General features: G+C 70.5%; 20 protein-coding genes, 1 other RNA gene and 1 pseudogene. 5 read left to right on the top strand and 17 right to left on the bottom strand.

Annotated elements, in window-relative coordinates:
- Window positions 1–88: 88 nt before the first annotated feature.
- From ACWGJM_RS31420 to ACWGJM_RS31405, 4 genes and pseudogenes are all read right to left on the bottom strand, one after another.
- Complete coding sequence (locus tag ACWGJM_RS31420; RefSeq protein WP_453415122.1) at window positions 89–1,363, bottom strand: NucA/NucB deoxyribonuclease domain-containing protein; 1,275 nt, start codon at window positions 1,361–1,363, stop codon at window positions 89–91.
- A gap of 61 nt (window positions 1,364–1,424) precedes the next feature.
- A complete protein-coding gene (locus ACWGJM_RS31415; RefSeq protein ID WP_453415121.1) occupies window positions 1,425–2,576 on the bottom strand; it encodes a hypothetical protein in 1,152 nt (383 codons plus the stop codon).
- Between the two features lie 377 nt (window positions 2,577–2,953).
- A pseudogene (locus tag ACWGJM_RS31410) lies at window positions 2,954–3,758 on the bottom strand (ATP-binding cassette domain-containing protein); the annotation flags it as partial.
- 27 nt (window positions 3,759–3,785) lie between these two features.
- Complete coding sequence (locus tag ACWGJM_RS31405) at window positions 3,786–4,472, bottom strand: phosphotransferase (protein ID WP_453415128.1); 687 nt, start codon at window positions 4,470–4,472, stop codon at window positions 3,786–3,788.
- 579 nt (window positions 4,473–5,051) lie between these two features.
- On the opposite strand from ACWGJM_RS31405, the gene ACWGJM_RS31400 reads away from it, so the two are divergent.
- Window positions 5,052–6,362: a hypothetical protein gene (locus tag ACWGJM_RS31400; RefSeq protein ID WP_453415120.1), complete on the top strand. Its 1,311-nt coding sequence runs from the start codon at window positions 5,052–5,054 to the stop codon at window positions 6,360–6,362.
- Between the two features lie 182 nt (window positions 6,363–6,544).
- Here the strand turns inward: ACWGJM_RS31400 and ACWGJM_RS31395 are convergent, their stop codons facing one another.
- The 7 genes from ACWGJM_RS31395 to ACWGJM_RS31365 all read right to left on the bottom strand — a co-directional run bounded on the left by ACWGJM_RS31395 (window position 6,545) and on the right by ACWGJM_RS31365 (window position 11,638).
- Window positions 6,545–7,144, bottom strand: coding sequence for a hypothetical protein (locus ACWGJM_RS31395; protein WP_453415119.1), 600 nt, complete (start codon window positions 7,142–7,144; stop codon window positions 6,545–6,547).
- Window positions 7,145–7,726: 582 nt separating this feature from the next.
- An RNA gene (rnpB, locus tag ACWGJM_RS31390) (RNase P RNA component class A) lies at window positions 7,727–8,134 on the bottom strand.
- 52 nt (window positions 8,135–8,186) lie between these two features.
- Window positions 8,187–8,765: a Uma2 family endonuclease gene (locus tag ACWGJM_RS31385; protein ID WP_453415118.1), complete on the bottom strand. Its 579-nt coding sequence runs from the start codon at window positions 8,763–8,765 to the stop codon at window positions 8,187–8,189.
- Between the two features lie 106 nt (window positions 8,766–8,871).
- Window positions 8,872–9,813 (bottom strand): DMT family transporter, encoded by a 942-nt coding sequence (locus tag ACWGJM_RS31380; protein WP_453415117.1) that lies wholly within the window; start codon window positions 9,811–9,813, stop codon window positions 8,872–8,874.
- Between the two features lie 20 nt (window positions 9,814–9,833).
- Window positions 9,834–10,664 carry a helix-turn-helix domain-containing protein gene (locus tag ACWGJM_RS31375; protein ID WP_453415116.1) on the bottom strand — a complete coding sequence of 277 codons (831 nt, stop codon included), beginning with the start codon at window positions 10,662–10,664 and terminating at the stop codon, window positions 9,834–9,836.
- A 28-nt stretch (window positions 10,665–10,692) separates the two neighbouring features.
- Window positions 10,693–11,202, bottom strand: coding sequence for a TetR/AcrR family transcriptional regulator (locus ACWGJM_RS31370; RefSeq protein ID WP_453415127.1), 510 nt, complete (start codon window positions 11,200–11,202; stop codon window positions 10,693–10,695).
- A gap of 4 nt (window positions 11,203–11,206) precedes the next feature.
- Entirely contained in the window at window positions 11,207–11,638 is a 432-nt protein-coding gene (locus tag ACWGJM_RS31365; RefSeq protein WP_453415115.1) for a DUF4260 family protein, read from the bottom strand.
- Between the two features lie 213 nt (window positions 11,639–11,851).
- On the opposite strand from ACWGJM_RS31365, the gene yaaA reads away from it, so the two are divergent.
- Window positions 11,852–12,634, top strand: a complete 783-nt coding sequence (gene yaaA, locus ACWGJM_RS31360) for a peroxide stress protein YaaA (protein ID WP_453415114.1) — start codon at window positions 11,852–11,854, stop codon at window positions 12,632–12,634.
- An 82-nt stretch (window positions 12,635–12,716) separates the two neighbouring features.
- Window positions 12,717–13,385, top strand: coding sequence for a bifunctional 4-hydroxy-2-oxoglutarate aldolase/2-dehydro-3-deoxy-phosphogluconate aldolase (gene eda / locus ACWGJM_RS31355; protein WP_453415113.1), 669 nt, complete (start codon window positions 12,717–12,719; stop codon window positions 13,383–13,385).
- Here the strand turns inward: eda and ACWGJM_RS31350 are convergent.
- Genes ACWGJM_RS31350 through ACWGJM_RS31340 form a run of 3 tightly spaced genes read right to left on the bottom strand, consistent with a single transcriptional unit; the run spans window position 13,357 to window position 16,357 of the window.
- Window positions 13,357–14,748, bottom strand: coding sequence for a bifunctional RNase H/acid phosphatase (locus ACWGJM_RS31350; protein ID WP_453415112.1), 1,392 nt, complete (start codon window positions 14,746–14,748; stop codon window positions 13,357–13,359). The genes eda and ACWGJM_RS31350 overlap by 29 nt on opposite strands.
- An 11-nt stretch (window positions 14,749–14,759) precedes the next feature.
- The gene (locus ACWGJM_RS31345; RefSeq protein ID WP_453415126.1) at window positions 14,760–15,503 is read right to left on the bottom strand and encodes a zinc ribbon domain-containing protein; all 744 of its coding nucleotides are present in this window, start codon (window positions 15,501–15,503) and stop codon (window positions 14,760–14,762) included.
- Window positions 15,500–16,357 (bottom strand): Nif3-like dinuclear metal center hexameric protein, encoded by an 858-nt coding sequence (locus ACWGJM_RS31340; protein ID WP_453415111.1) that lies wholly within the window; start codon window positions 16,355–16,357, stop codon window positions 15,500–15,502. The genes ACWGJM_RS31345 and ACWGJM_RS31340 overlap by 4 nt, the downstream gene beginning before the upstream one ends.
- A 187-nt stretch (window positions 16,358–16,544) precedes the next feature.
- Between ACWGJM_RS31340 and ACWGJM_RS31335 the strand changes: the two genes are divergently transcribed.
- Together ACWGJM_RS31335 and ACWGJM_RS31330 are read left to right on the top strand one after the other, a co-directional pair.
- A complete protein-coding gene (locus ACWGJM_RS31335) occupies window positions 16,545–17,747 on the top strand; it encodes a hypothetical protein (RefSeq protein ID WP_453415110.1) in 1,203 nt (400 codons plus the stop codon).
- A 96-nt stretch (window positions 17,748–17,843) separates the two neighbouring features.
- Entirely contained in the window at window positions 17,844–17,999 is a 156-nt protein-coding gene (locus ACWGJM_RS31330) for a hypothetical protein (protein WP_453415109.1), read from the top strand.
- Window positions 18,000–18,053: 54 nt separating this feature from the next.
- Here ACWGJM_RS31330 and ACWGJM_RS31325 read toward each other — a convergent pair whose 3' ends face one another.
- The 3 genes from ACWGJM_RS31325 to ACWGJM_RS31315 are packed head-to-tail and all read right to left on the bottom strand — an operon-like array spanning window position 18,054 to window position 21,038.
- Window positions 18,054–18,992 carry a 3-oxoacyl-ACP reductase gene (locus ACWGJM_RS31325; protein ID WP_453415108.1) on the bottom strand — a complete coding sequence of 313 codons (939 nt, stop codon included), beginning with the start codon at window positions 18,990–18,992 and terminating at the stop codon, window positions 18,054–18,056.
- A gap of 54 nt (window positions 18,993–19,046) precedes the next feature.
- Window positions 19,047–20,123: a Zn-dependent alcohol dehydrogenase gene (locus ACWGJM_RS31320; RefSeq protein ID WP_453415107.1), complete on the bottom strand. Its 1,077-nt coding sequence runs from the start codon at window positions 20,121–20,123 to the stop codon at window positions 19,047–19,049.
- Between the two features lie 57 nt (window positions 20,124–20,180).
- Complete coding sequence (locus ACWGJM_RS31315; protein WP_453415106.1) at window positions 20,181–21,038, bottom strand: MaoC/PaaZ C-terminal domain-containing protein; 858 nt, start codon at window positions 21,036–21,038, stop codon at window positions 20,181–20,183.
- Window positions 21,039–21,279: the final 241 nt, after the last annotated feature.

The raw sequence follows: 21,279 nt of genomic DNA, 5'->3' as shown, positions 1-21,279 counted from the left end.
ATCCGCGCACTCTACTGGTCCTGGTCAACGAGCGGGAGGCCCTCGCTGCATGGGCCACGACCTCTACGTCATCCACAGGTCTTGACTATTACTCGATCTTCACGTAGAAGGGGTCGCCGTCCAGCATGCGGTTGAGGGTGTACATCTCATTGAGCCGCTCCCCGCCCTTGCGGTTGTCCGGGCCGTCGATCAGCCGGACGGAGAAACGGTTGTCACCCTTGGTGGAACCCTCCTTGGTGGAGGCGAAAGGATACTCGTCGCACTCCAGGCGGCTGCCGGAGTAGTCACCCCAGACCTTTTTGCATTCGCTGATGGACTTCTTGCGGTTTGCGTCGATCTTTGTCGAGTCACGGTGCAGGGGTTCCTTCGCTCCCGGGACCGTCTTGCCGGGCCAGGAGGGGAAGGTGCGCTCGGGCCGGTTGAGGGCGTCATAGATGTGCAGGGCGCTCTCGTTCACGGCTGGGTCTTTCTGGCTCATGACGAGTTCTACCCGGGCGGAGGTGAAGACGGTGCCCTTGTACTTGCCCGCGGACTTTCCGGCGTAGTCATAGCGGACGTTGGAGTGGTAGTTGTCGACCCCTTCGGTGAAGGGTGCGGCGTTGGGAGAGCTCGCGGTCAGGTCCATGGTCACGGTGGAGTTCACGCGCTGCAGGTTGCCCTGGTCGAACAGAGGTCCCTTGTCCGGAGAGGTGTAGGTGAGCGTCCACTGCGGGTTGCGGTCCCACTCGCCGAGCAGTTCGTCACGTTCCTTGGTCTGCGGCTCGGTCACCTGGGGGTCCGGGTCGCTGGTGGAGGCGTTGATGCTGGAGCGGAAGTGCTGGCCGAGGCGCCATTTGGTGGCGTCTTCGGTGGGGGTGGGCTGGACGCGTATGTTCTCGATGCTGGCGATGTAGTCGACGCGACGGCTGCCGTCGTAGGAGAAGCCCAGGATCCACTGGTCGAACCAGAGACGGCCGATGGTGGTGGTGCCCCTGGTGTCGCGCAGGACCAGGTCGTACGGGCGCTTCTGGCAGCTCTCGAAGCGGGATTTGGTCCAGCCGGCGGTCGTCTTGGCCTGGGCGGCATGGCTGGCGCACTGCTGCCTGAGGTCATCGTCGGGTGGGCTCGGGTCGCCGGCCGTCGGCCGGGCCAGGGTGGTCGAGCCATGCGTGCGCAGGTAGTCGGCAAGCGGGATGGGCTGGTCGAAGCCGCGCAGCTGCTCTGCGGGAACGGAAGCGGCGTCGACGAACACGGCCGACCCTGGGTCCGCTGCATCTGCGGCCGGGGCTGGGTGGGCTGCAGTGGTGACCGCGGCGAGTAGGGCCAGAGCGGTGGCTGTGATGGCGCCGCGGGCCAGACGGGCCAGCGTGCTACGGGTGTTCACCTGGAAGCTCCTTGCGTGCGGGCGAGGGCGACGGGGCGTCCGCAAATGCGGGTGACGGCGCTCATGAGGCGTCGCACAGGTCGCCCCAGCAGGCGTCCAGCAGTTCGCCGGTGCGTGCGGAGTAGCGGGCGGTGAAGCCGTCGAAGCGCTGGTCGGTGTGCTGTAGCCCGGGGGTGGAGTGGGTGGAGGTCACCGTCCAGGCGGCCTCACCACTGCCGTCGGCAGCCGGACGGCTGATCTGCCTGCCGGTCGGCAAGGCCGGCGGGTCGACGGCAAGGGCGTCGGCGGGGACGTCGAAGGCGGCTGCGGCTTGGTCGCGGATGTCGACGGCGGATACGTCGGCGTCGGTAGTGCTGTCGTCGGTGTTGCCGTCGGCAGACAGAGCGGCGGCGTTGCAGATCCGTACGGTGGTGACGCACTCGGCCAGGCCGGGCACGGTGGTCAGACAGGCGTCAGGGTCGTCGTCCAGGCAGGTCTGCAGGGCCTGCTGGTCCACGCCGTTGAACGTGCCGGGCTGGCCTGTGCTCGCGATGGCCGGTGAGGGGAGGGCGGCGGCCTGTCGGCGGGGCTTGCTCACCGTCCACTGCGTGAAGTTCGTGCTGTCGGCCAGCTTGGTGGTGAAGCAGGTGGGCGGCTTGTGACTCGTGCTGCAGGCGGGGAGCGTGACGGACTTGGCCACATTGCGCGTGGCCACCTTCTCCCAGACCTTGTTGCCGGTCATGAACTGCATGCGGTCCGCGATCGACGGCACGTCGACGTACTTGGGACCGGTCACCTCGAGCCCGATGTCGATGCGGTTGGTGGCACCGCCGATCACCTTGAGCTGGCTGGTGGTGGAACCGACCTTGTTGAAGTCGTACAGGACGTCCCACTGATTGCCGTGGTCCTGGCGGACCGTCATGTAGGTGTGGTTGCGCTTGTCAGGCTTGTTCGGGTTGACCCCGGCCGTGATGGCCTTCGTACGGCCGCCTCTGGTGGTCAGCTCTGACCAGCGTGGCCCGTAGCTGTGGGTGGTCCTCCCCGTTTTCTTGGCGTACAGCCCGATCTCGATGTTGGGCCCCACTGGGCTGCTCGACGTGTTCGGCGTGACCCGCAGGTAGTTGGCCACCTGCACGGTCGCGGAGCCGGTGTCTGCCTGATCGAACGTGATCGGTATGTTCCGCCAGGTGGCGAAGCCGCCGAACATCGGCTCACCCGGCTCGCTGCAGGTCATCGCCGAGAACGTGATGCGGTCGCTGTACAGGATGCTGCAGGCATCACTGGGCGGGCCCGCAACGGCGGGCGGGGCGACACCAACAACGGTGAGTGCGGTCGCCCCGGCGCATGCCACGGCCAGCAGTCTCGCGCGTGAACGCGACAAAGGTTCCCCCTAGGAACGATCAAGAGTGGTCACAGGGGAACCTATATTCGAATAGCTCTAACTGGCCCACCGCTGGGACAAGTTGACGTGAACCCTACTCGTGATCCAGGTCACATCGATGCGCAGTCGGGCGCACCTGGCAGATGACTACCGGCCAAGCGGAAGAGAGCACCACCGCCGCTTGCCGCCCGCTTGACCAACTGAACTGACAAGAATCCCGTTCGAATCGCTCAGAACAAGGCGGGCTGGTTCGACGAGGCGTTCTCGTCGGAGTCGGCCTGGTTGGGTACGCGGCCGGTGCGTTCGTTCTGCAGGTCCCATAGTTCGCGGAACAGGCCGTCGCGCTGGGCGAGGAGTTCGTCGAAGGTGCCGTCCTGGATGACGCGTCCCTTGCTGAGGACGACGATGCGGTCCGCGATCGCCACATTGGTGAGCCGGTGGGTGACCAGGACGACGGCGCGGTCTGCGGCGAGGCGGCGGAGGCCGGTGAAGATGCGGTGCTCGGCACGCGGGTCAAGAGCGGCGGTCGGCTCGTCCAGCACCAGGAGGCCCGCTGGGCGGTGGAACGCTCGGGCGAGTGCGATGCGCTGCCACTGCCCTCCGGAGAGTTCCTGTCCGCCCCACCACTCCTTGGCGAGCAGGGTGTTCAGGCCGTTGCGCAAGCCGTCGACGACTTCGTCGGCGCCCGCCGCATGGGCTGCGGCGAGCACGGCGGCGTCCCCGTGGTCGGTGGGCTGGCCGAGGGTGATGTTCTCCCGCGCTGACAGGGGCCAGTTCGCGTAGGACTGCGGTACGACGGCGACGCGTTCCCATGCTGCGTGCGCGTCCAACTCCCGTGCGTCGACGCCGTCCCACGTGACCGCTCCGGAGTCGGGCAGGTAGCGAGGACAGGAGCTTGCTGAGCGTGGTCTTGCCGGAGCCGTTCTCGCCCACGAGGGCCAGGACCTCGCCTCTCCGCACTTCCAGGGACACGCCGCTGACCGCGGGGTAGTCGGCGCTCGGGTACTTGAACGTGACGTCCTCGGCGCACACGACCGTGGAACACAGGCCGGACGGTGCGTGTCACGTGCTGCCTCCTTCCGCCCCATGGCGGTCGAGGGCGTCTTCGAGATCGTTGATGTAGCCCAGCAGGCGACGGATGGTGGTCTGTCTCTCGCTCCAGTGCTGCTTCAGGTCTGCCTCGGCTTCCTGCGGAAGGTCATATTCGGCGGTTGTGGCACCGTAGAAGCTGAACAGCATGTACAGGAGCGCGACCCGGGCGCAGGACCGTACCTCTGCCATGGGAAGGCTGGGATTCTCCGCGCGGTAGGCGTCCACCATCACCAGCGCGCAGGCGATCCAGTCCGGACTGTTGGCGACGGTGCGCGGATCGAACGCCGCCCTGCCCAGCTCCCAGGCCGGCGTTCCGGTCGCGCAGCGGAAGTCGATGACGCCGGTGACCGCATCGGCGAGGACGATCAGGTTGGTTCGGCTGAGGTCCGCGTGCAGAGCCTGTTCCGCCAGGACGTTGGGCAACCGCTCCCGCAGCCAGTTGACGTGATGCAGGTCCTCCTGCCAGCGTTCGAGATCGACCTCAACAGGCGTAGGCAACGATGGGGCGATGTCAGTGACTTCAACACGAAGCCGTTCATCGGTCCGCGTCACAGCAACGTCGCACGGAGCGTCTGTGTGCAGGACAGCGTTGACGATCACCTCGCTGGCCAACAATTCGACGGCCTCCAGCGCTTCAATCGACATGGAAAGTCCCAAAGTCTGTGCTAGCCCAGCGACTTGGCGGCGGGCAGCAGGGACAGCATCGACAGCAGCCGCAACCGTGAATCCGTACGTCGGGCGTTCAGGACTGCGACGAGCCATGACGGCAACCTCACCTTGGTAGTGGCTTCAGCGAAAAGCCTTCCACTGCGACAAGAGGGGTGTGAGGACAGTCTGTCCGTAGGAACGTCCGGCAAGCCGCTCAGGTGATGCGGTGAGTTGTGGTAGCCACCTGTCACCTTTCCGATCTCGAGAGGGCGCTTTGGACGTAAGTCCCGCGCATCGAAGCCCTCCCCTGGCAACCGCTTCGAGCCTTCGCCGACACCTTCGCGTCGATACCAAGGGTGGCGTCCCGCCGGGTGGCGTATCTGATCAAGGCACCGGAATCCGCAGGTCGGGAGCGGTGGTTCGGCCGGACCGGGTGCGGAGCCAGATGACGAGGGCTGCAGCAAGTCCGTGGCCTGACGTGCACTCCGCACGCCATCATCCTGCGGGCCCGATGTCAGTGCGGATCCATACAGTTGCTCCGCTGGCCGCGCCCGTGCGGCCGGATCCGTTCTCGAAGGAGTTCCTGAGGTGCGTTTACGAAGACGTGCGGCGGGTGTCGCGCTGGTGCTGGCGGCCGCGTCGTTCAATCTGCTCGGTGCTTCCGGCACAGCAGCGGCACAGGCCCAGGGCGGCATCGTCCTGCCCGTGCGGTCGCATTGGCAGACCCTCGCCGACAGCCGTCATGTGTACGTCAGCGCGCCCGGCGACGACGCGGTGCTGGCCACCGATCACGACGGGCAGGTTGTGAAGAAGGTGGAGGGTCTCGACGGGGCGCGGGGCATGGCCGAGTCGGCTGATGAGTCCACCCTGTACGTGGCGCTCCCGGACGCTGACGCGATCTCCGTCATCGACACCGCGACCTTGACCGAGACGCGGCGCATCTCGACCGGGGCCGGCACCGAACCGGAGAGCCTCGCCCTCGTCGGCGGCCGGCTGTTCTTCGGTTACCAGGCCACCGTCTTCAACGCCGGCATCGGCTCGGTCGCCATCGGCGAGGCGACCCCGGCCGTCAGTTTGGACGACAATCCCGTCTGGTACGGCAAGCCGCGACTCGCCTCGTCGCCGGGCGCGCCCGACCGGCTCGTCGCCGCGGAGAGCCAGGGCGCGCTGGGCATGCGCGTGTACGACATGGGCTCCGGCACGCTTCAGGAGACCGCCTACAGCGACGCCGTCGGCGATGTTGAGGACGTGGCGGTGACGCCGGACGGCAGCAGCGTGATCACCGCGAACGGCTCCAACTACTACCACCAGCGGTGGCGCCTGTCGGACCTGACGGAGGAAGCCCAGTACGACACCGGCCCCTACCCGAACTCCGTCGCTGTCGACTCCCACGGCACGGTCGCCGCGGGGATCGTGGCAGGTGGGGAGTGGGACGTCTACGTCTACCGCGCGGGAGAGACCGCCCCGTACCGCACGATCGCGTTGTCGCCGGGATACGCGGATCTCCTCGACCGAGGCGTGGCCTGGGCGCCCGACGGCAACAGGCTGTTCACCACCCGCTTCCCCCACTCGGCCGAAATCGTTCTCGACATCGTCACCGACCTCGCCAAAGCATCCAGCACGATCACTCTGTCTGCCCCTCCGACGAACCCCGTCGGCACGCCGGTCACCGTGACAGGGAAACTGACCTCACTGGTCTCCTTCCCCGAGCACATGGCGGTCACGGTAACGCGCAACGGCGTCGAGCTGCCGGATGTAAAGGTCGGACAGGACGGCGCCTTCAGCTTCAGTGACACCCCGCCCGACTGGAACAAATATCCCCAGTACACGGTCACCTACGCGGGCGACGCCCAGCATGTGCCCGGCACGGCGACCGTCATGGTCGAGTTCGTCGGCTGACCAGGCCGGGCAGTTTGTCCGAGCCCGTCACAACGGTGTGGGGCCGGTGTCCTGGAGGACACCGGCCCGACGCCGCGCTATCGAAGAGCTACCGAAGGCCGGGGCACCTCGATTCGAGACGAACGCACGCCGTTGTTCTCCGACCCTCATCAGGACGGTGAAGGTGTCTGCGGCCCAGCATGCTATCGACCGCGAGGGATGTCGCTGTGGCCCCCACCCTTGAACACGTCCAGAACGGTCGACCTCACCCCCATCCAATGGTCGAGCGTGTCCTCCAGCAGGGCCCTGGCGTCATCTGCGCTCAGCTCGCCCACGGCACGCAACGCGGCCTCGGCGTCCGCGGTGAACGCCTTGTGATGCGCCGTCGCGACCCACGCTTGTGTGGCGGGCGAAACGTGCGGCGAGTGCTGGGCAATGGTCCCCGGCAGGGTCAGATAGCAGGCGCCGGCGAGTCCGGCCAAGGTGGCCCGGCTGGTGGCGACGACCTGCTTCGACAGCGATTCCCTGCAGGGACGGCAACCGCTCCAGGAAGCACCGACCAGCCGTGTCGCCAGATCAACGTCGCTCTCCCAGCCGTCCACGTACGGCATCATGCCGTCGATCAGATCCGTGTCGGTCACTGAATGGTCGTGCAGGGTGCCGGCGACCGCCGACGCGTGGGACGCTCCGGTGCGCGCCGTCTTCTTCCGTGCGCGTTGCTTCTTGCCGTGATTGCTGACCACGAGTTCTCCTCGATGCGTGCAGCGGTTACCCATGACCCGTGCGCGCGAGAACTTGATCAACGCGGCCGTTCTTGGTCAACGACGAGACACTGATGCGCTGGGACTTGAGGTCCTGGCACCTTCGCCTCAATGTGCTCCCAGTCATGGGCTGAGGCCAGCTTCGGCCGGTGCGCGGCCGTTCACCAGCACGATAGCGGACAGCGACAGCCGATAGCGGGACGTTGCTTAAGGGTGCTGTCAGAAGGCCTTGATCAGGCAGCCGGAAGAACGTGACGAGCCTGGACGATCATGCGGCGGGGGCGAGGTTGCGCATGCGGGCCACCGTCTGGACGACTTGGTGGAGACCGTCGCCATGCTGCCGGCGGTCACGCAGGATCTTGTAGTTCTTCGTCCGGGACAAGACATGCTCCACGGGCCTAGAGGCGTGCCATCCCAAGCGCAGGGTTTCGGCAGCTGTCGCAAACGCCCAGCCCAGAGGCCTCGCCCGCCCCTCCGCCTCGGGGACTTTTCAGGGACTTTCAGCGCTGTCCGAGGGACTTCAGAGGGACTTTCCACCGCCTGACTCGGCAAGCCCTCGAAAGACCGGAAAGGGCCTCCGACGCAGGTCAGAGGCCCTTTCCAAGGCAAATCAGCAGCTGGCGGCAGACGAGTCGGGCTGTACGCCGGGTTCTGTTCCGAGGGGTCCTCGCGGGCCCCCCGGCGACGGCCATCCATCTAGGGCCGGCGTTGCCGCCGGTCTCGTGCGGTCTACCCGCGGACTCGGGCGGGCAGCCCTCGAACGTCCGCGCAGAGCGCGCCTTTTACAGCGGCTCCTTTTGACCTTGCTCCGGGTGGGGTTTACCTAGCTGCCCAGGTCACCCTGGGCACTGGTGGTCTCTTACACCACCGTTTCACCCTTACCGAGGACCGAGGTCCCCGGCGGTTTGTTTTCTGTGGCACTGTCCCGCGGGTCACCCCGGGTGGCCGTTAGCCACCACCCTGCCCTGTGGAGCCCGGACGTTCCTCGGGAAGCCCCCTAAAGGGACTCCACGCGGCCGTCCGCCCGGCTCGTCTGCCGTAGCGACCATGTTACCGGGCGGGACGAGCGGTTCCGTCCGCCGCCTCAGAGGAAGTCCGCCGTCTCGAGGTCGAAGGCGAAAGGCTCCGGGACGGTGAGGGGCTTCCCGAACGGGCGGGTGCAGTGCTCGCGGTAGTCGTCGTTCTCCGGATCACTGAACAGCGTGACCGACGAGGCGTCCCTGTCGACGAGCAGGTAGAGCGGGATACCGCCGCGGGCGTAACACCGGCGTTTGGCCTCGCGGTCGGCCCTGGGCTTGGTGGACGTCACTTCGAGGACCATGGCAACGCCGTCGCAGGGCATCCACGAGTCGGCGCCCCGGTAGAGCCGGAGTGCGGCGGGGGCGAAGGTGCCGTCCGGGATCGCATGGTCCTTCGGGCAGCCTCCCCCACTCTTCAGCTTCAGGCCCTTGTTCCCGGAGAAGTCCATGTCGGTTCGGGATCGCCTGATCACCTGCTTCATGATCTGGCTGATGTAATCCTCATGGTCCCCGTCCGGCGGCGGTGTCACGACGATCTCCCCCTCGATCAGTTCGGCCCGGAAGCCCTCCGGGGTGTCGAGGGACAGGAAGATGTCCAGCAGGCCTTCGGCCGGCGTGGTGGGCTCATGCGCCACGGCAGTCATGTCACGCCCCTCCTTCGGTCGGTCGCCAGACTGGGACATCCCAAGATCACCTGTCTATGAGATCGGGAACCGTTCCCTCGATCGTGGCACACACGCGCGGCTCCCGTCAGGCGGACTCCACGGGGCCCTCCGCCCGGCTCGGCCGCGGCGTCGACCCTGTTGCCGAGCGTGTCACCGGGGTCGTGCGCCGCCTCGTGCCGGCTGCCGTGGCCAGTACCGATCCCGCCAGGATCAGGGCGAAGGCCAGGCCGATGCCGGGGGTGAGGGACTCATCGAGGAACACCGCTCCGGCCGCCACCGCGACCGCCGGGTTGACGTAGGTGATGACCGAGGCGCGGGTCGGGCCGATCTCCTTGATCAGTTCGAGGAAGGCGACGAAGGCGACCGCGGTGCAGATGACACCGAGGCCGGCGAGGGCGGCCAGGACGTGGCCGGAGGGCGGGGCTGAGGGCCAGGTGGCCGCGGCCGCGGGGGCGTAGAGGAGCGCCGTGAGGGCCAGGCAGGGGGTGATGAGATGGAGGGTGTGGACGTCCTTGAGGCGCCGGGCCGCGATCAGGGGGGCCGTCGCGTAGCCCAGGACCGTCAGCAGTACCTCGCCCAGTGAGCGGGCGTCGCCGCCGGTCAGGTGCGGGACCGTGAGCACGGCGACCCCGGCGAGGCCGGCCGTCAGTCCGGTCACCCGGCGGGCGCCGAGCCGCTCCGTGTGGCCGAAGTACCGGGCCAGGACCACCCCGACGATGGGCACGCCCGCGATCAGCAGGCCCGCCGTGGAGCTGGACAGGTGCCGTTCGGCGTCGGTCAGGGTGAGCCAGGGGCCGACGATCTCCAGGACTGCGAAGGCCAGCATGGGGCGCCAGTGGGTCCGTATCGTCCCGGGCAGGCCCGGTCGGCGCAGGGCGAAGGGGAGCAGGAGCGCGGCGCCCACGGCGCAGCGGGTGAACACCACCACGGGCGGGGACACCGCGTCCACCGCCACTTTGATCATCAGGTAGGGGATGCCCCAGATCACTCCCATGAGGGAGAACAGGAACCACCCGCGTGCAGTCATGTGGACGAGTGTCGGGCGGGTCAGCCCCTCAGGTCTTGAACGCTGTTGCGGTACGCCGCCGGGGTCACCCCCAGTACCCGGCGGAACCAGCGGGTGAGGTGCGCCTGGTCGGCGAAGCCGACGAGCGATGCCACTTCGGCGGGGCGCAGGCCCGTCTCCAGCAGACGGCGGGCCCGGGCGACCCGGTGCTGGGCGAGCCAGGCGTACGGAGGTATGCCCATCGCGGTGCGGAAGGCGCGCAGGAGCTGGTAGCGGGACAGGTCCAGTTCGGCGGCGAGGTCGGCCAGGGAGGGCGGAGCGAGGAGTTCGCCGGCGAGGCGGTCGCGTACGACGTGTGCGATGTGGCCGGCGCCGGGCAGGGTGTCGTTCACCGCGCGGGCCGTGGAGTGGCGGCGGGCCAGTGCGGTGAGCAGCCAGGGGAGACGGGACTCGGTCTCCAAGGGGTCGGGGCAGGCGCTGAGCTCGGTGTGCGTGACGTGCAGGGCGGTGGACAGTTCCGGGTCGTCGAGCACGGCTTCGCGGAAGTGCGGGAGGCCGCCGAGGGTGCCGTCGGTGAGGAGGGAGTTCTCTGCGTACAGGGCCCGGTAGGAGTAGCCGTCGGAGGCGTCGGCGGGGCCGCCGGTGTGCATCTCGCCGGGAGCGAGGACGACGATGGAGCCCGGGCCCGAGCGGATCAGGCCGCCCCGGTAGTCGATGGCCTCGCAGCCGCCGGTGGTGACGCCGATGGTGTACTCGTCGTGCGCGTGCGGGGCGTAGACGTGGGTGTCGAAGCAGGCGGTCAGCAGGTCGAGGGGCGGACCGCAGCGGCCGAGCCGTGCCCTGGTCCACGTGGCCTGCTCGCGTTCGTTCACCGCGCCCCCCTTGTCCGTGGTCCGTGCCCTAGGGGTGCAACGCCTTCAGGCCCCGTTTCCATGCCGCCGCCAGGTCCGCGTCGTCGGGAAACCGGCCGTGGATCTCGAGGATCACCATGCCGTGCGCGAAAGCCCAGATGGCGCGGGCCAGGTCCAGGTCGCCGCCGCAGGCCCGCAGCAGCGGCAGTGCGGCGCGGTCCTCCAGACCGGCGGGGAGTTCGGCGCGCGGGAGGGGGCGTTCGGTGGCCAGGCAGTAGAGGTGCGGGTGGGCGAGGGCGTAGTTCCGGTAGGCCTCGGCCAGTGCCTCCAGCGAGCCGGGGGCGCGGGACTCGGTGGCCTCCAGGGCCTCGGCCGACTCCGTGAGCATCTCCGCGACCAGCTCGACCTCTACGGCGTGCTTGTCGGGGAAGTGCTTGTAGAGGGAGGGGGCCTTGATGCCGAGCCGGTCGGCGAGGGTCCGCATGGTGAGCAGGGCGGGCCCGGACTCCTCCAGGAGTTCGCGGGCGGCCGCGACGATCTCCCGCGCCCTGGGGGTCAGACGCTCAGCCACGCTGGAAGCCCTCCTTCGTCCGCAGTCCGTATCCGAAGGCGCGATCGTACGAGATGTGCGCGAGCCAGCCGCACAGCGCGGCGAACGCGGGGGCCCAGGTGATGGGGACGGCCGCCGTGTACAGCGCCATGAGGGCCAGCGGGACCGGCGCGCGGTGCATCGCGTTGTAGTACGGCACCGCGCGCGGCGCGAGCTGCCCCTTCGCGATGCGGGGCGCCTCGTCGAGGGCGACCAGGAAGGTGAGGTCGGGCAGGACGAGGAAGACCAGGGCGAGGGCGCCCGCGAGCCAGCCGTGGTTCACCGCCTCGAGGACGGCGAAGGCGGACCAGAACAGGGCCCCGGCGAGCCAGGCGGTGCGGCGCAGGACGGTGCGGGCGGTGACGGCGGTGCGCGACGGTACGGACGTGGTGGTCGTACTGGTCATGGCTGCCTCCAGCGGATGGGCGGCGCGGGCTAACGCCGTTAGCCAATACGGTATGGCTAACGGTGTTAGCCGTCAAGCTCCGCACCACGCCACCATCCGCTCCAGCGCGTCGGCGGGGCGGCACCGCACACCTGGCCCCGCCCCGAAACTCCGGCGGGGGCGCCGCTACGGCACCCCGTACGCTGGCCCGGAGCTCAACAGAAGGAGTCCCCCGTGCTTGTCCTGCTTCCGCCCTCCGAAGGCAAGGCCGCCTCCGGGCGCGGTGCCCCGCTGAAGCCGGAGTCCTTGTCCCTGGCGGGGCTGAACGCCGCCCGCGAGGCCGCGCTCGGGGAACTGGTCGAGCTGTGCTCGGGCGATGAGGAGAAGGCACGCGAGGTGCTCGGGCTGAGCGAGGGGCTGCGGGGGGAGGTGGCCAAGAACGCCGCGCTGCGCACCGCCGGGGCCCGGCCGGCGGGCGAGATCTACACGGGGGTCCTGTACGACGCCCTCGGCCTGGCCTCGCTCGACGCCGCCGCCAAGAGGCGTGCCGCCCGATCGCTGCTGGTGTTCTCAGGGCTCTGGGGCGCGGTCCGGGTGACGGACCGGATCCCCTCCTACCGTTGCTCGATGGGCGTCAGGCTGCCTGGGCTGGGCGCGCTCGCCGCGTACTGGCGTACGCCGATGGCGTCGGTGCTGCCCGAGGCGGCCGGCAGCGGGCTGGTACTGGACCTGCGGTCCGCCGCATACGCCGCCGCCTGGAAGCCGACGGGCGAGGTCGCCGGGCGGACCGCGACCGTACGGGTGCTGCACGCGCCGACCCGGAAGGTGGTCAGCCACTTCAACAAGGCGACGAAGGGGCGGATCGTCCGCAGCCTGCTGTCGGCCGGGGCGGCGCCCGAGGGCCCTGCCGAGCTGGTGGAGGCCTTGCGGGACCTGGGGTACGAGGTGGAGGCCGAGGTGCCCGCGAAGGCGGGGCGGCCGTGGGCGCTGGATGTGCTGGTGGCGGAGATCCACTGACGGCACTGACGGCACCTCCCCTTCCGTTGCAGCATGCGCAATGACCTTTGCGCATGCTGCACGCCCCGGGCACGATGAGCGCATGACCTCGCCGCTGCCCTCCTCTCCGGCTGCCTCCGTGCTGGATCTCGCGCCCGCGCCCGTCGTGCCCGTGGTGGTCCTCCCGGATGCCGCCGACGCCGTACCGCTGGCGCGGGCGCTGGTGGCCGGCGGGCTGTCCGCGATCGAGGTGACACTGCGGACGCCTGCCGCGCTGGAGGCGATCCGGGCGATCTCCGGGGCGGTGCCGGACGCGGTGGTCGGGGCGGGCACGGTGCTGACGCCCGGTCAGGTGTCGGAGTGCGCGACCGCGGGGGCGCGGTTCCTGGTCAGCCCCGGCTGGACGGACGTACTGCTGGGGGCGATGCGGGAGTCCGGGGTGCCGTTCCTGCCGGGGGTGTCGACCGCCTCGGAGGTGGTGGCACTGCTCGAGCGCGGGGTGCGGGAGATGAAGTTCTTCCCGGCACAGGCGGCGGGCGGCACGGCGTATCTGCGGTCGCTGGCCGGTCCGTTGCCGCAGGCCCGCTTCTGCCCGACGGGCGGCATCGGGCCGGACAACGCCCACGCGTATCTGTCCCTGCCCAACGTCGCCTGCGTCGGCGGAAGCTGGATGGTCCCGGCGGACGCCGTCGCCGCCCGGGACTGGGCCCGGGTCGAGGCGCTGGCGCGGGCCGCCGCCGGGCTCAGGAACGCAGGTGGGACGTGTCGTTGAACAGCCGTACGCTCGCGTTGCCGTCCGCGTAGTACGCCACCGCCGACAGCGAGGCCGCCGACAGCTCCATGCGGAACAGGGACTCGGGCGGGGCGCCGAGGGCGAGGCGTACGAACGTCTTGATCGGGGTGACGTGCGTGACCAGCAGGACCGTGCGGCCCGCGTAGGCCGCGACCAGTTTGTCGCGGGTGACCGCGATCCGGGCGGCGGTGGCCGCGAAGCTCTCGCCGCCACCGGTGGGTTCGGCGGCCGGGTCGGCGAGCCAGGTGTTCAGGTCGTCCGGGTAGCGCTCCCGGACCTCGCCGAAGGTGAGTCCCTCCCAGGCGCCGAAGTCCGTCTCCCGCAGCCCGTCGTCGATCGTCACCTCGAGCCCGAGCCGGGCGGCGACGATGCCCGCGGTCTCGCGGGTGCGGGCGAGGGGGGAGGCCACGATGGCCTGGATGGTGCCGCGCCTGGCCAGCGCGGCGGCGACCCGCTGTGCCTGCTCGCGGCCGACGTCGGACAGGGAGGGGTCGGTACCGCCGCTGCCCGAGAAACGCTTCTGCGGGGTGAGCGGGGTCTCGCCGTGGCGCAGGAGCACGAAGGTGGCGGGGGCACCGAGATCGGGGCCCGCGCTCCAGCCGGGGGTGGAGGGGGCGGGGGTGGCCACGGTACGGGCAGCCCGGACGTCGACGGCGCGGGCTCCGGCCTCACGAGCCGCGTCTCCCGCGTCTTCCGCGTCTTCCGCGCCCGTACGCGGCTCATCGGCCTCGGCCGCACGGACCGCATCAGCCTCGACATCGTCCTCGGCCGGGGCCGCGAGCGGTTTCGCGGAGCCGGTGCCCCGGCCCGTCGCCAGAGCCGCGCGTGCCTTCGCCGCCCCCGCCGTCGCGTCCCCGGGCGGGCCCGAGGGTTCCGGGAGCGCGGAAGGGGCGTCCAGGGCCGCGCGGGAGGCGGACGGGGACCACTGCTCACCCTTGGCGCCCGCGTCCATCGCCTCGTTGGCCAGGCGGTCCGCGTGCTTGTTCCGCTCACGGGGGATCCACTCGTAGGTGACCTGGCCGGCCGGGAAGATGCGGGCCGCCTCGGCCGCCAGGGGTTTCATGTCGGGGTGCTTGATCTTCCAGCGGCCCGACATCTGCTCGACGACGAGCTTGGAGTCCATGCGGACGTGGACCCGGGCGGCCGGGTCGAGGGCGTGGGCGGCGCGCAGGCCGGCCAGGAGGCCCCGGTACTCGGCCACGTTGTTGGTGACGACGCCGAGGTACTCCGCCGCCTCGCCCAGGGTCTCCCCCGTCGCCGCGTCGCGGACCACGGCACCGTAACCGGCGGGGCCGGGGTTGCCCCGCGACCCGCCGTCGGCCTCGACGATGAACTCCCGCACCGCACAGGCTCCTAGAGGCCGGACTCGGCCGTGCGCACCAGGATGCGACGGCAGTTCTCGCAGCGCAGCACCGTGTCGGGCGCCGCCGAGCGGATCTCGCTCAGCTCGGTGATCGCCAGCTCCTGGCGGCAGCCCTGGCAGGTGCGCTGGTACAGCTTGGCCGCGCCGATCCCGCCCTGCTGCTCGCGCAGCTTCTCGTACAGCTTGAGCAGGTCCGCGGGGACCGTGCCCGCGATGACCTCGCGCTCCTTGGTGACCGTGGCCGCCTCGCCGTCGATCCCCTCGAAGGCGGCGCCCCGGCGTCCGGTCGCGTCGTCGATCTTCGTCTGGACGGAGGCCACCCGCTCGGTCAGCTCACGCACCCGCTCCTGCGCCGCCTCGCGGCGCTCCATGACCTCAAGGACGACGTCCTCGAGGTCGCCCTGGCGCTTGGCGAGGGAGACGATCTCCCGCTGGAGGTTCTCCAGGTCCTTGGGGCTGGTGACCGCGCCGGAGTCCAGGCGCTGCTGGTCCCGGGCGGCACGCTGGCGCACCTGGTCCACGTCCTGTTCGGCCTTGGTCTGCTCGCGGGCGGTGTCGCTCTCCTCGGTCTGCGCGGCCACGAGCAGGTCGCGCAGCTGTGTGAGGTCCTTGGTCAGCGACTCGATCTCGGCGTGCTCGGGCAGGGACTTCCGCTTGTGCGCCAGCTGCTGCAGGCGGACGTCGAGGTCCTGGACGTCGAGGAGACGGATCTGGTCGGCGGGCGCGGCGTTCAGTTGGGGGCTCCCATGGTGCTAGAGGTCGTGATGGACGCCGCGTGGGCGGTCCAGGGGTCGGTGACCGTCTTCGAGACGTGGACGCGCAGGTCCCAGCCGTGGCGGTCGGAGATTTCGTCGAGCTGGGCGGCGGCCAGCTCGCACCAGGGCCATTCGGTGGCCCAGTGCGCCGCGTCGAGCAGCGCGAGCGGAGCGTGCGCGATCGCCTCGGAGGCCGGGTGGTGGCGCAGGTCCGCGGTGAGGAAGGCGTCCACGCCGGCCGCCCGGACCTGGTCGAAGAGGCTGTCGCCGGAGCCACCGCTGACGGCGATCGTGTGCAGGACCGCCTCGGGGTCGCCGGCCACCCGGATGCCCTGCGCGGTGGCGGGCAGCCGTTCGGCGGCGCGGGCGGCGAACTCGCGCACGGTCACCGGGTGGTCCAGCTCGCAGACCCGCCCCAGGCCCCGGCAGCCCTCCGGGTCGGTCGGGTCCGGCACGAGGGGCCGGACGACCCGCAGGTCCAGCGCTCCGGCCAGCGCGTCGCTGACGCCCGGGTCGGCCGTGTCGGCGTTGGTGTGGGCGACGTGCAGCGCGATGTCGTTCTTGATGAGGGTGTGCACGACCCGCCCCTTGAAGGTGGAGGCCGCGACCGTGGTCGTACCGCGCAGATAGAGCGGGTGGTGGGTGACCAGCAGGTCGGCCCCGAGCTTCACCGCCTCGTCGACGATCTGCTGGACCGGGTCGACGGCGAACAGGACCCGGGTGACCTCCTGGTCGGGGTCGCCCACGACCGTGCCGACCGCGTCCCAGGACTCGGCCCGCTCGGCGGGCCACAGGTTCTCCAGCGCGGCGATGACTTCAGACAGACGGGGCACGGGGAAAAGGCTACCTGCCTGTTCCGCACGGGTGTACCGACTCCGCCCCACCGGCCCCGGAAAGCACAGCAGTCCCCGTTTCCTCAGAGGAACCACCACGCGGCCACCCGTACGTGTGAAGCGGCCGCCTGGCGCTCCCCCGTCTGTGCGTACCAAATCTAGCTTCGTCACTGGAGGTGACCGAACGATGACAGCCTGTGCGATCGAATCGTCGGCGACCGGAGAGGACGACGGGGCGCCCCGGGCGGACTGCGCCATCACCGTGGACGGCGGCTACGCCGCCCGCCTCGCGTCGGCCGGGGCCTGCTGGTTCCCGGAGCGCTGGACACTGGGCGGACCCGAGCCGTACGCCGTGCCGCTGCCCGGCAACCAGCCGGAGGAGCCCGGTACCGAGGTACAGCCTATGGGCGACGGGCGGGTCCTCATCCACCGGCTGGTGGAGCGGCGGCACGCCTTCTCGCTGCTGTACCCGACCGGTCCGGGCACCGGCGAACTGCTGCTGGGCGCGGTGCAGTGCCCGGAGGAGGACACCCGGCTGCGGCTGCTGCCCCCGGCGCCGGGCGGCGAGCGGGCCTACGCCCTCGCGGTGGGCCGGTACACGACGGCGGTGTGGCTGGTGGCGGGCGGCGCCTTCGGACCCGAGCAGCTCGCCGAGGTCCCGGGGCGCTGCTCGGGCGGTGTCTGGCTGGACCGCTCGGGGCGTCTGCTCGCCGTGGACCGGGAGATCGGCGGCCGGACCAAGGCGGTCGTGGTGGATCTGGAGCGGGGCGGCGAAGTGTCGCCGCTGCTTCAGATCGCCGCCGACAGCGACGACCGGCTGCGGCTCGCCGACCCCGACAGCGGGCTGCTGCTGATCTCCTCGGACGCGCCGTCGCCCGGGCAGGAACGGTTGGGCTGGGGCGTCCTGGGCAGCTCCCTGCCGGTGCGCTTCCCGGAGTGCCTGCGCGTGCCCGGCTGTGCGGTGACGCCGTTCTCGATCCAGCCGGGGCAGGTGCTGACGCCGGAGACCTGCGCGGTGGCACTGCGGATCGACGGGCCGCTGGGCAGCTGGGTCGGCGTGTGGCGGCCCGCGGAACGGCAGGTGCACCATCTCCCGGCGCCCCAGGGCTGGCTGGCGGGGGCCGGGCTGTGGACGGCGGAGGGGGTGCTGCGACTGCCGTACGTCACCCGGGACGTGCCGTGCGGGGTGGCGGGGCTGGCGGCACCGCCGCGAGCCTTCGCGGTCACGGTTCCGGAGGCGACTCCGATTCCGGGACCGACGCCGGGACCGGTTCCGGGACCGGTTCCGGGACCGGCTCCGGAGCAGGCGGAAGCGGAGCCCGAGAAGCCGGTTGTGGCCCGTCCGGTGCCGCTCCAGCAAGCGCCGTTGGGACGTGTTGTAACGAACTAGTGCCGGTTGGCGTGCCCGCCTGGATTCGGCCCGAGGTGTGCCGGTTAGACTCGCTCGGCTGTACGAAAGATCATGTTGACGGGGTGAATTCTTCCGATGAGCGACGCCAGCACCATCCAGACGCTGTCCGCCGGCTCCCAAGAGACCACGGGCCACGGCAAGCACCGGGGGCCGGCTTCGGGCCAGGACAGTGAGACGGCCCCTCGCGGCCGTCACCGCAAGCCGGCCGAGGAGTCCGAGGCGGCTGCCTGACAGTACGCCGGAAGGGGGTCGTCCGTCACCGACGGGCGGCCCCCTTCCGCTTGCTCAGCCCCGCTTGAGTGCCAGCACCTCCGCCGCCGCGAACGTCTCCCCCGCCGGGCGCCGCGCGTAGTGCGGGGTGAGCAGCGCGTCGAGTTCGTCGTATGTGAAGGCCTCCTGCTTGCTGTCGAACTGTGCCTGAACGCGCGGCCGTTCGACGATCGCCACCATGCCGCCGTGCACCACGAGCAGCTGCCCGTTGACCCGGGCGGCGGCGGGCGACGCCAGGTAGCCGACGAGCGGTGCGACATGCTCGGGGGCGAGCGGGTCGAGGCCCTCCTCGGGGGCGGCGAGCCCGGCGAAGACGTCCTCGGTCATCCGGGTCCGGGCGCGCGGGCAGATGGCGTTGGCCGTCACGCCGTACTTGGCGAGGGCGAGGGCGGTGGACGTGGTGAGGCCCACGATGCCGCCCTTCGCCGCCGCGTAGTTGGGCTGCCCCGCGGAACCGGCCAGGAACGCCTCCGAGGAGGTGTTCACGATCCGCCCGTACACCGGTCCCCCGGCCGCCTTGGACCGCTCCCGCCAGTGCGCGGCGGCGAGGTGGGTGGTGTTGAAGTGGCCTTTGAGATGGACCCGGATGACCGAGTCCCACTCGTCCTCCGTCATGGAGAAGACCATGCGGTCGCGCAGGATGCCCGCGTTGTTGACCAGGATGTCGAGCTTGCCGAACTCCTCGACGGCCAGGCGGACGAGGGCCCGGGCCTGCTGGAGGTCGGCGACGTCACCGGTGTGGGCCAGGGCATGGCCCCCCGCGGCGCGGATCTCGGCGGCGACCTCCTCGGCGGGGCCGGCCGATGCCTCGCCGGAGCCGTCCCGGCCGGGCCGGCCGTAGTCGTTGACGACGACGGCCGCGCCGAGCCGCGCGAGTTCCAGCGCCTCGGTCCGGCCGAGTCCCCGGCCGGCGCCCGTGACGATCGCCGACAGTCCCTCGAGTGGCAGTGCCATGCGGATCCCCGACCTCCCCGGTATCCCCGTATCTCCGGTATCCCTGATGTCCCGTCAGATCTCGATGCACGTGCGCAGGGCGGCCCCGGTGCGCATCTGGTCCAGCGCCTCGTTGATGTCGGCCAGCGGCACCCGGTGGGTGATCAGCCCCGCCAGGTCGATACGGCCCGCCCGCCACAGGGCGATGGTCCGCTCGTAGGAGCTCAGCACGTCCCCGCCGCCGTACATCGACGGCAGGATCCGCTTCTCGTCGAAGAACAGCTCGAACATGTTGAGCTGGAGGAAGTCGTCCATGGCGCCCGCGCCGACGATGACGAGGGTGCCGCCGCGCCGGGCGTTCTCGTAGGCGGTGCGGGCGGTGGCGGACCTGCCGACGACCTCGAAGACGTAGTCGAAGCCCTCGCCGCCGGTCACCTGCTGCTTGGCGTCGGGCAGTTCCTCCGGGGAGACGGCCCGTGTCGCGCCGAATTTCAGTGCCGACTCGCGGCGCGAGGCCACCGGGTCGACGGCGACGATCTCGGCGGCGCCCTTCAGCCTGGCCCCCTGGATCGCGGAGATGCCGACGCCTCCGCAACCGATGACGGCGACCGACGAACCGGCCTCCACATCGGCGGTGTTGAGCGCGGCACCCAGTCCGGTCGTCACGCCGCAGCCGATGAGGGCGGCGATGTCGAAGGGGACGTCGTCCGGGATGGGCACGGCGCAGCCCGCGTCGACGACGACCTCCTCGGCGAAGGTGCCGGTGCCCGCGAAGCCGAAGACGTCCCCGCCGGACCGCTTGAAGTTGGGGGTACCCGCGTTCATGAACCCGGCCAGGCACAGCTCGGTCTGTCCGCGCTTGCAGGCGGGACACGCGCCGCAGGCGGGCAGCCAGCAGACCACCACCCGGTCCCCGGGCTTCAGGCCGCTCACGCCCTCCCCGACTTCGAGGATCTCGCCCGCGCCCTCGTGGCCGGGCACGAAGGGCGCCGGCTGCGGCAGTACCCCGTTCATCGCGGACAGGTCCGAGTGGCACAGCCCGGTGGCGCGCACCCGTATCCTCACCCTGCCGGGGCCAAAGCCCACCGCCTCGACGTTGTCGAGGACCTCGAGCTTGTCCTGGCCGATCTCGTGCAGTACGGCTGCGCGCATGGTGCGGCTCCCCTCGGAGAACTTCTGTGGCTCAGGTGGCTCAGGTGTCTCGATGGCTCAGGAGTGTTCGACGACGGTGTCCGCGAGGACGGATGCGTCGTCCCGCTCGACGGCGCTCACGGCGACCCGCACGGCCCCCTCCTGCCGCCACATGCGGATGCGCAGGGTCTCGCCCGGGTATACGACCCCGGCGAAGCGCGTGGTGTAGGAGCGGACGCGGGTGACGTCGCCGCCGAGCAGCGTGTCGACGACGGCCTTCAGCGTCATGCCGTACGTGCACAGCCCGTGCAGGATGGGCCGGTCGAACCCGGCGAGTTTGGCGAACTCGGGGTCGGCGTGCAGCGGGTTCCAGTCGCCGGAGAGGCGGTAGAGCAGGGCCTGGTCCTCGCGGATGGGCTTCTCGACGGTCCTCGCGGGCTCACCGGCCGGCGGCTCCAGACGGGCGGAGGGCCCGCGGTCGCCGCCCCAGCCGCCTTCCCCACGCACGAAGATCTGGGCGTCGTTGGTCCACAGCGGGCCGTCGCCGTCCGCGACCTCGGTGCGCATGACGAGGACGGCCGCCTTGCCCTTGTCGTGGATGGCGGCGATGCGGCCGGTGGCCGTGGCGCTGCCCTCGACCGGGATGGGGCGGTGCAGGGTGAGCGACTGGCCGCCGTGCAGGACGCGGGCGAGGTCGACGTCGACGCCGGGCATGGACAGGCCGCTGATCACGCCGGGTGATCCGTTGCCCGCGACGGTGGCGAAGCTCGGCAGGACGTGCAGCCGGGACTCCAGGGTGTAGCGCAGTTCGTCGGGGTCGGTGGCGGGGACTCCGGCGCCGAGGCCCAGGTGGTAGAGCTGGACGTCCCTGCGGTCCCACGTGATCTCACCGGACCGGGGCTCGGCGGCGAGGGCCTTGGCTGCGTCGATGGGCATACGGCTCCTGACACTGGCGGCTTCAAGACCCCGGCACGGCCGTCCGCACCGTCGGCCGCACCGAGGTCGTCACGGGCCGATCTAGAACGCGTTCCAGTCCGGCGCCCTCTGTATAGCCCAGGGCTCCGGAGTTGTGAAGGCTCCTGACACATCGTCAGCTGAGGGTGTGCGGTGACATTTGTACTGCCCGGGTGCGTACATGTGCATCTGCCGACACACCCCGACCGGCTCGTAGTCTGTG

The sequence above is a fragment of the Streptomyces sp. NPDC054834 genome, from assembly GCF_053611185.1.
The sequence above is the reverse complement of the archived record's forward strand: the minus strand, read 5'-3'. Positions and strand labels throughout refer to the sequence as shown.

Bases quoted from the DNA above. Each gene is read 5' to 3' on its own strand.
- eda (WP_453415113.1), top strand. From the start codon at position 12,717: ATGACCTCGCCGCTGCCCTCCTCTCCGGCTGCCTCCGTGCTGGATCTC.
- ACWGJM_RS31320 (WP_453415107.1), bottom strand. From the start codon at position 20,123: ATGCGCGCAGCCGTACTGCACGAGATCGGCCAGGACAAGCTCGAGGTC.
- ACWGJM_RS31365 (WP_453415115.1), bottom strand. From the start codon at position 11,638: ATGACCAGTACGACCACCACGTCCGTACCGTCGCGCACCGCCGTCACC.
- ACWGJM_RS31385 (WP_453415118.1), bottom strand. From the start codon at position 8,765: ATGACTGCCGTGGCGCATGAGCCCACCACGCCGGCCGAAGGCCTGCTG.
- ACWGJM_RS31415 (WP_453415121.1), bottom strand. From the start codon at position 2,576: ATGACCTGCAGCGAGCCGGGTGAGCCGATGTTCGGCGGCTTCGCCACC.
- ACWGJM_RS31325 (WP_453415108.1), bottom strand. From the start codon at position 18,992: ATGGCACTGCCACTCGAGGGACTGTCGGCGATCGTCACGGGCGCCGGC.
- ACWGJM_RS31330 (WP_453415109.1), top strand. From the start codon at position 17,844: ATGAGCGACGCCAGCACCATCCAGACGCTGTCCGCCGGCTCCCAAGAG.
- ACWGJM_RS31335 (WP_453415110.1), top strand. From the start codon at position 16,545: ATGACAGCCTGTGCGATCGAATCGTCGGCGACCGGAGAGGACGACGGG.
- ACWGJM_RS31380 (WP_453415117.1), bottom strand. From the start codon at position 9,813: ATGACTGCACGCGGGTGGTTCCTGTTCTCCCTCATGGGAGTGATCTGG.
- ACWGJM_RS31315 (WP_453415106.1), bottom strand. From the start codon at position 21,038: ATGCCCATCGACGCAGCCAAGGCCCTCGCCGCCGAGCCCCGGTCCGGT.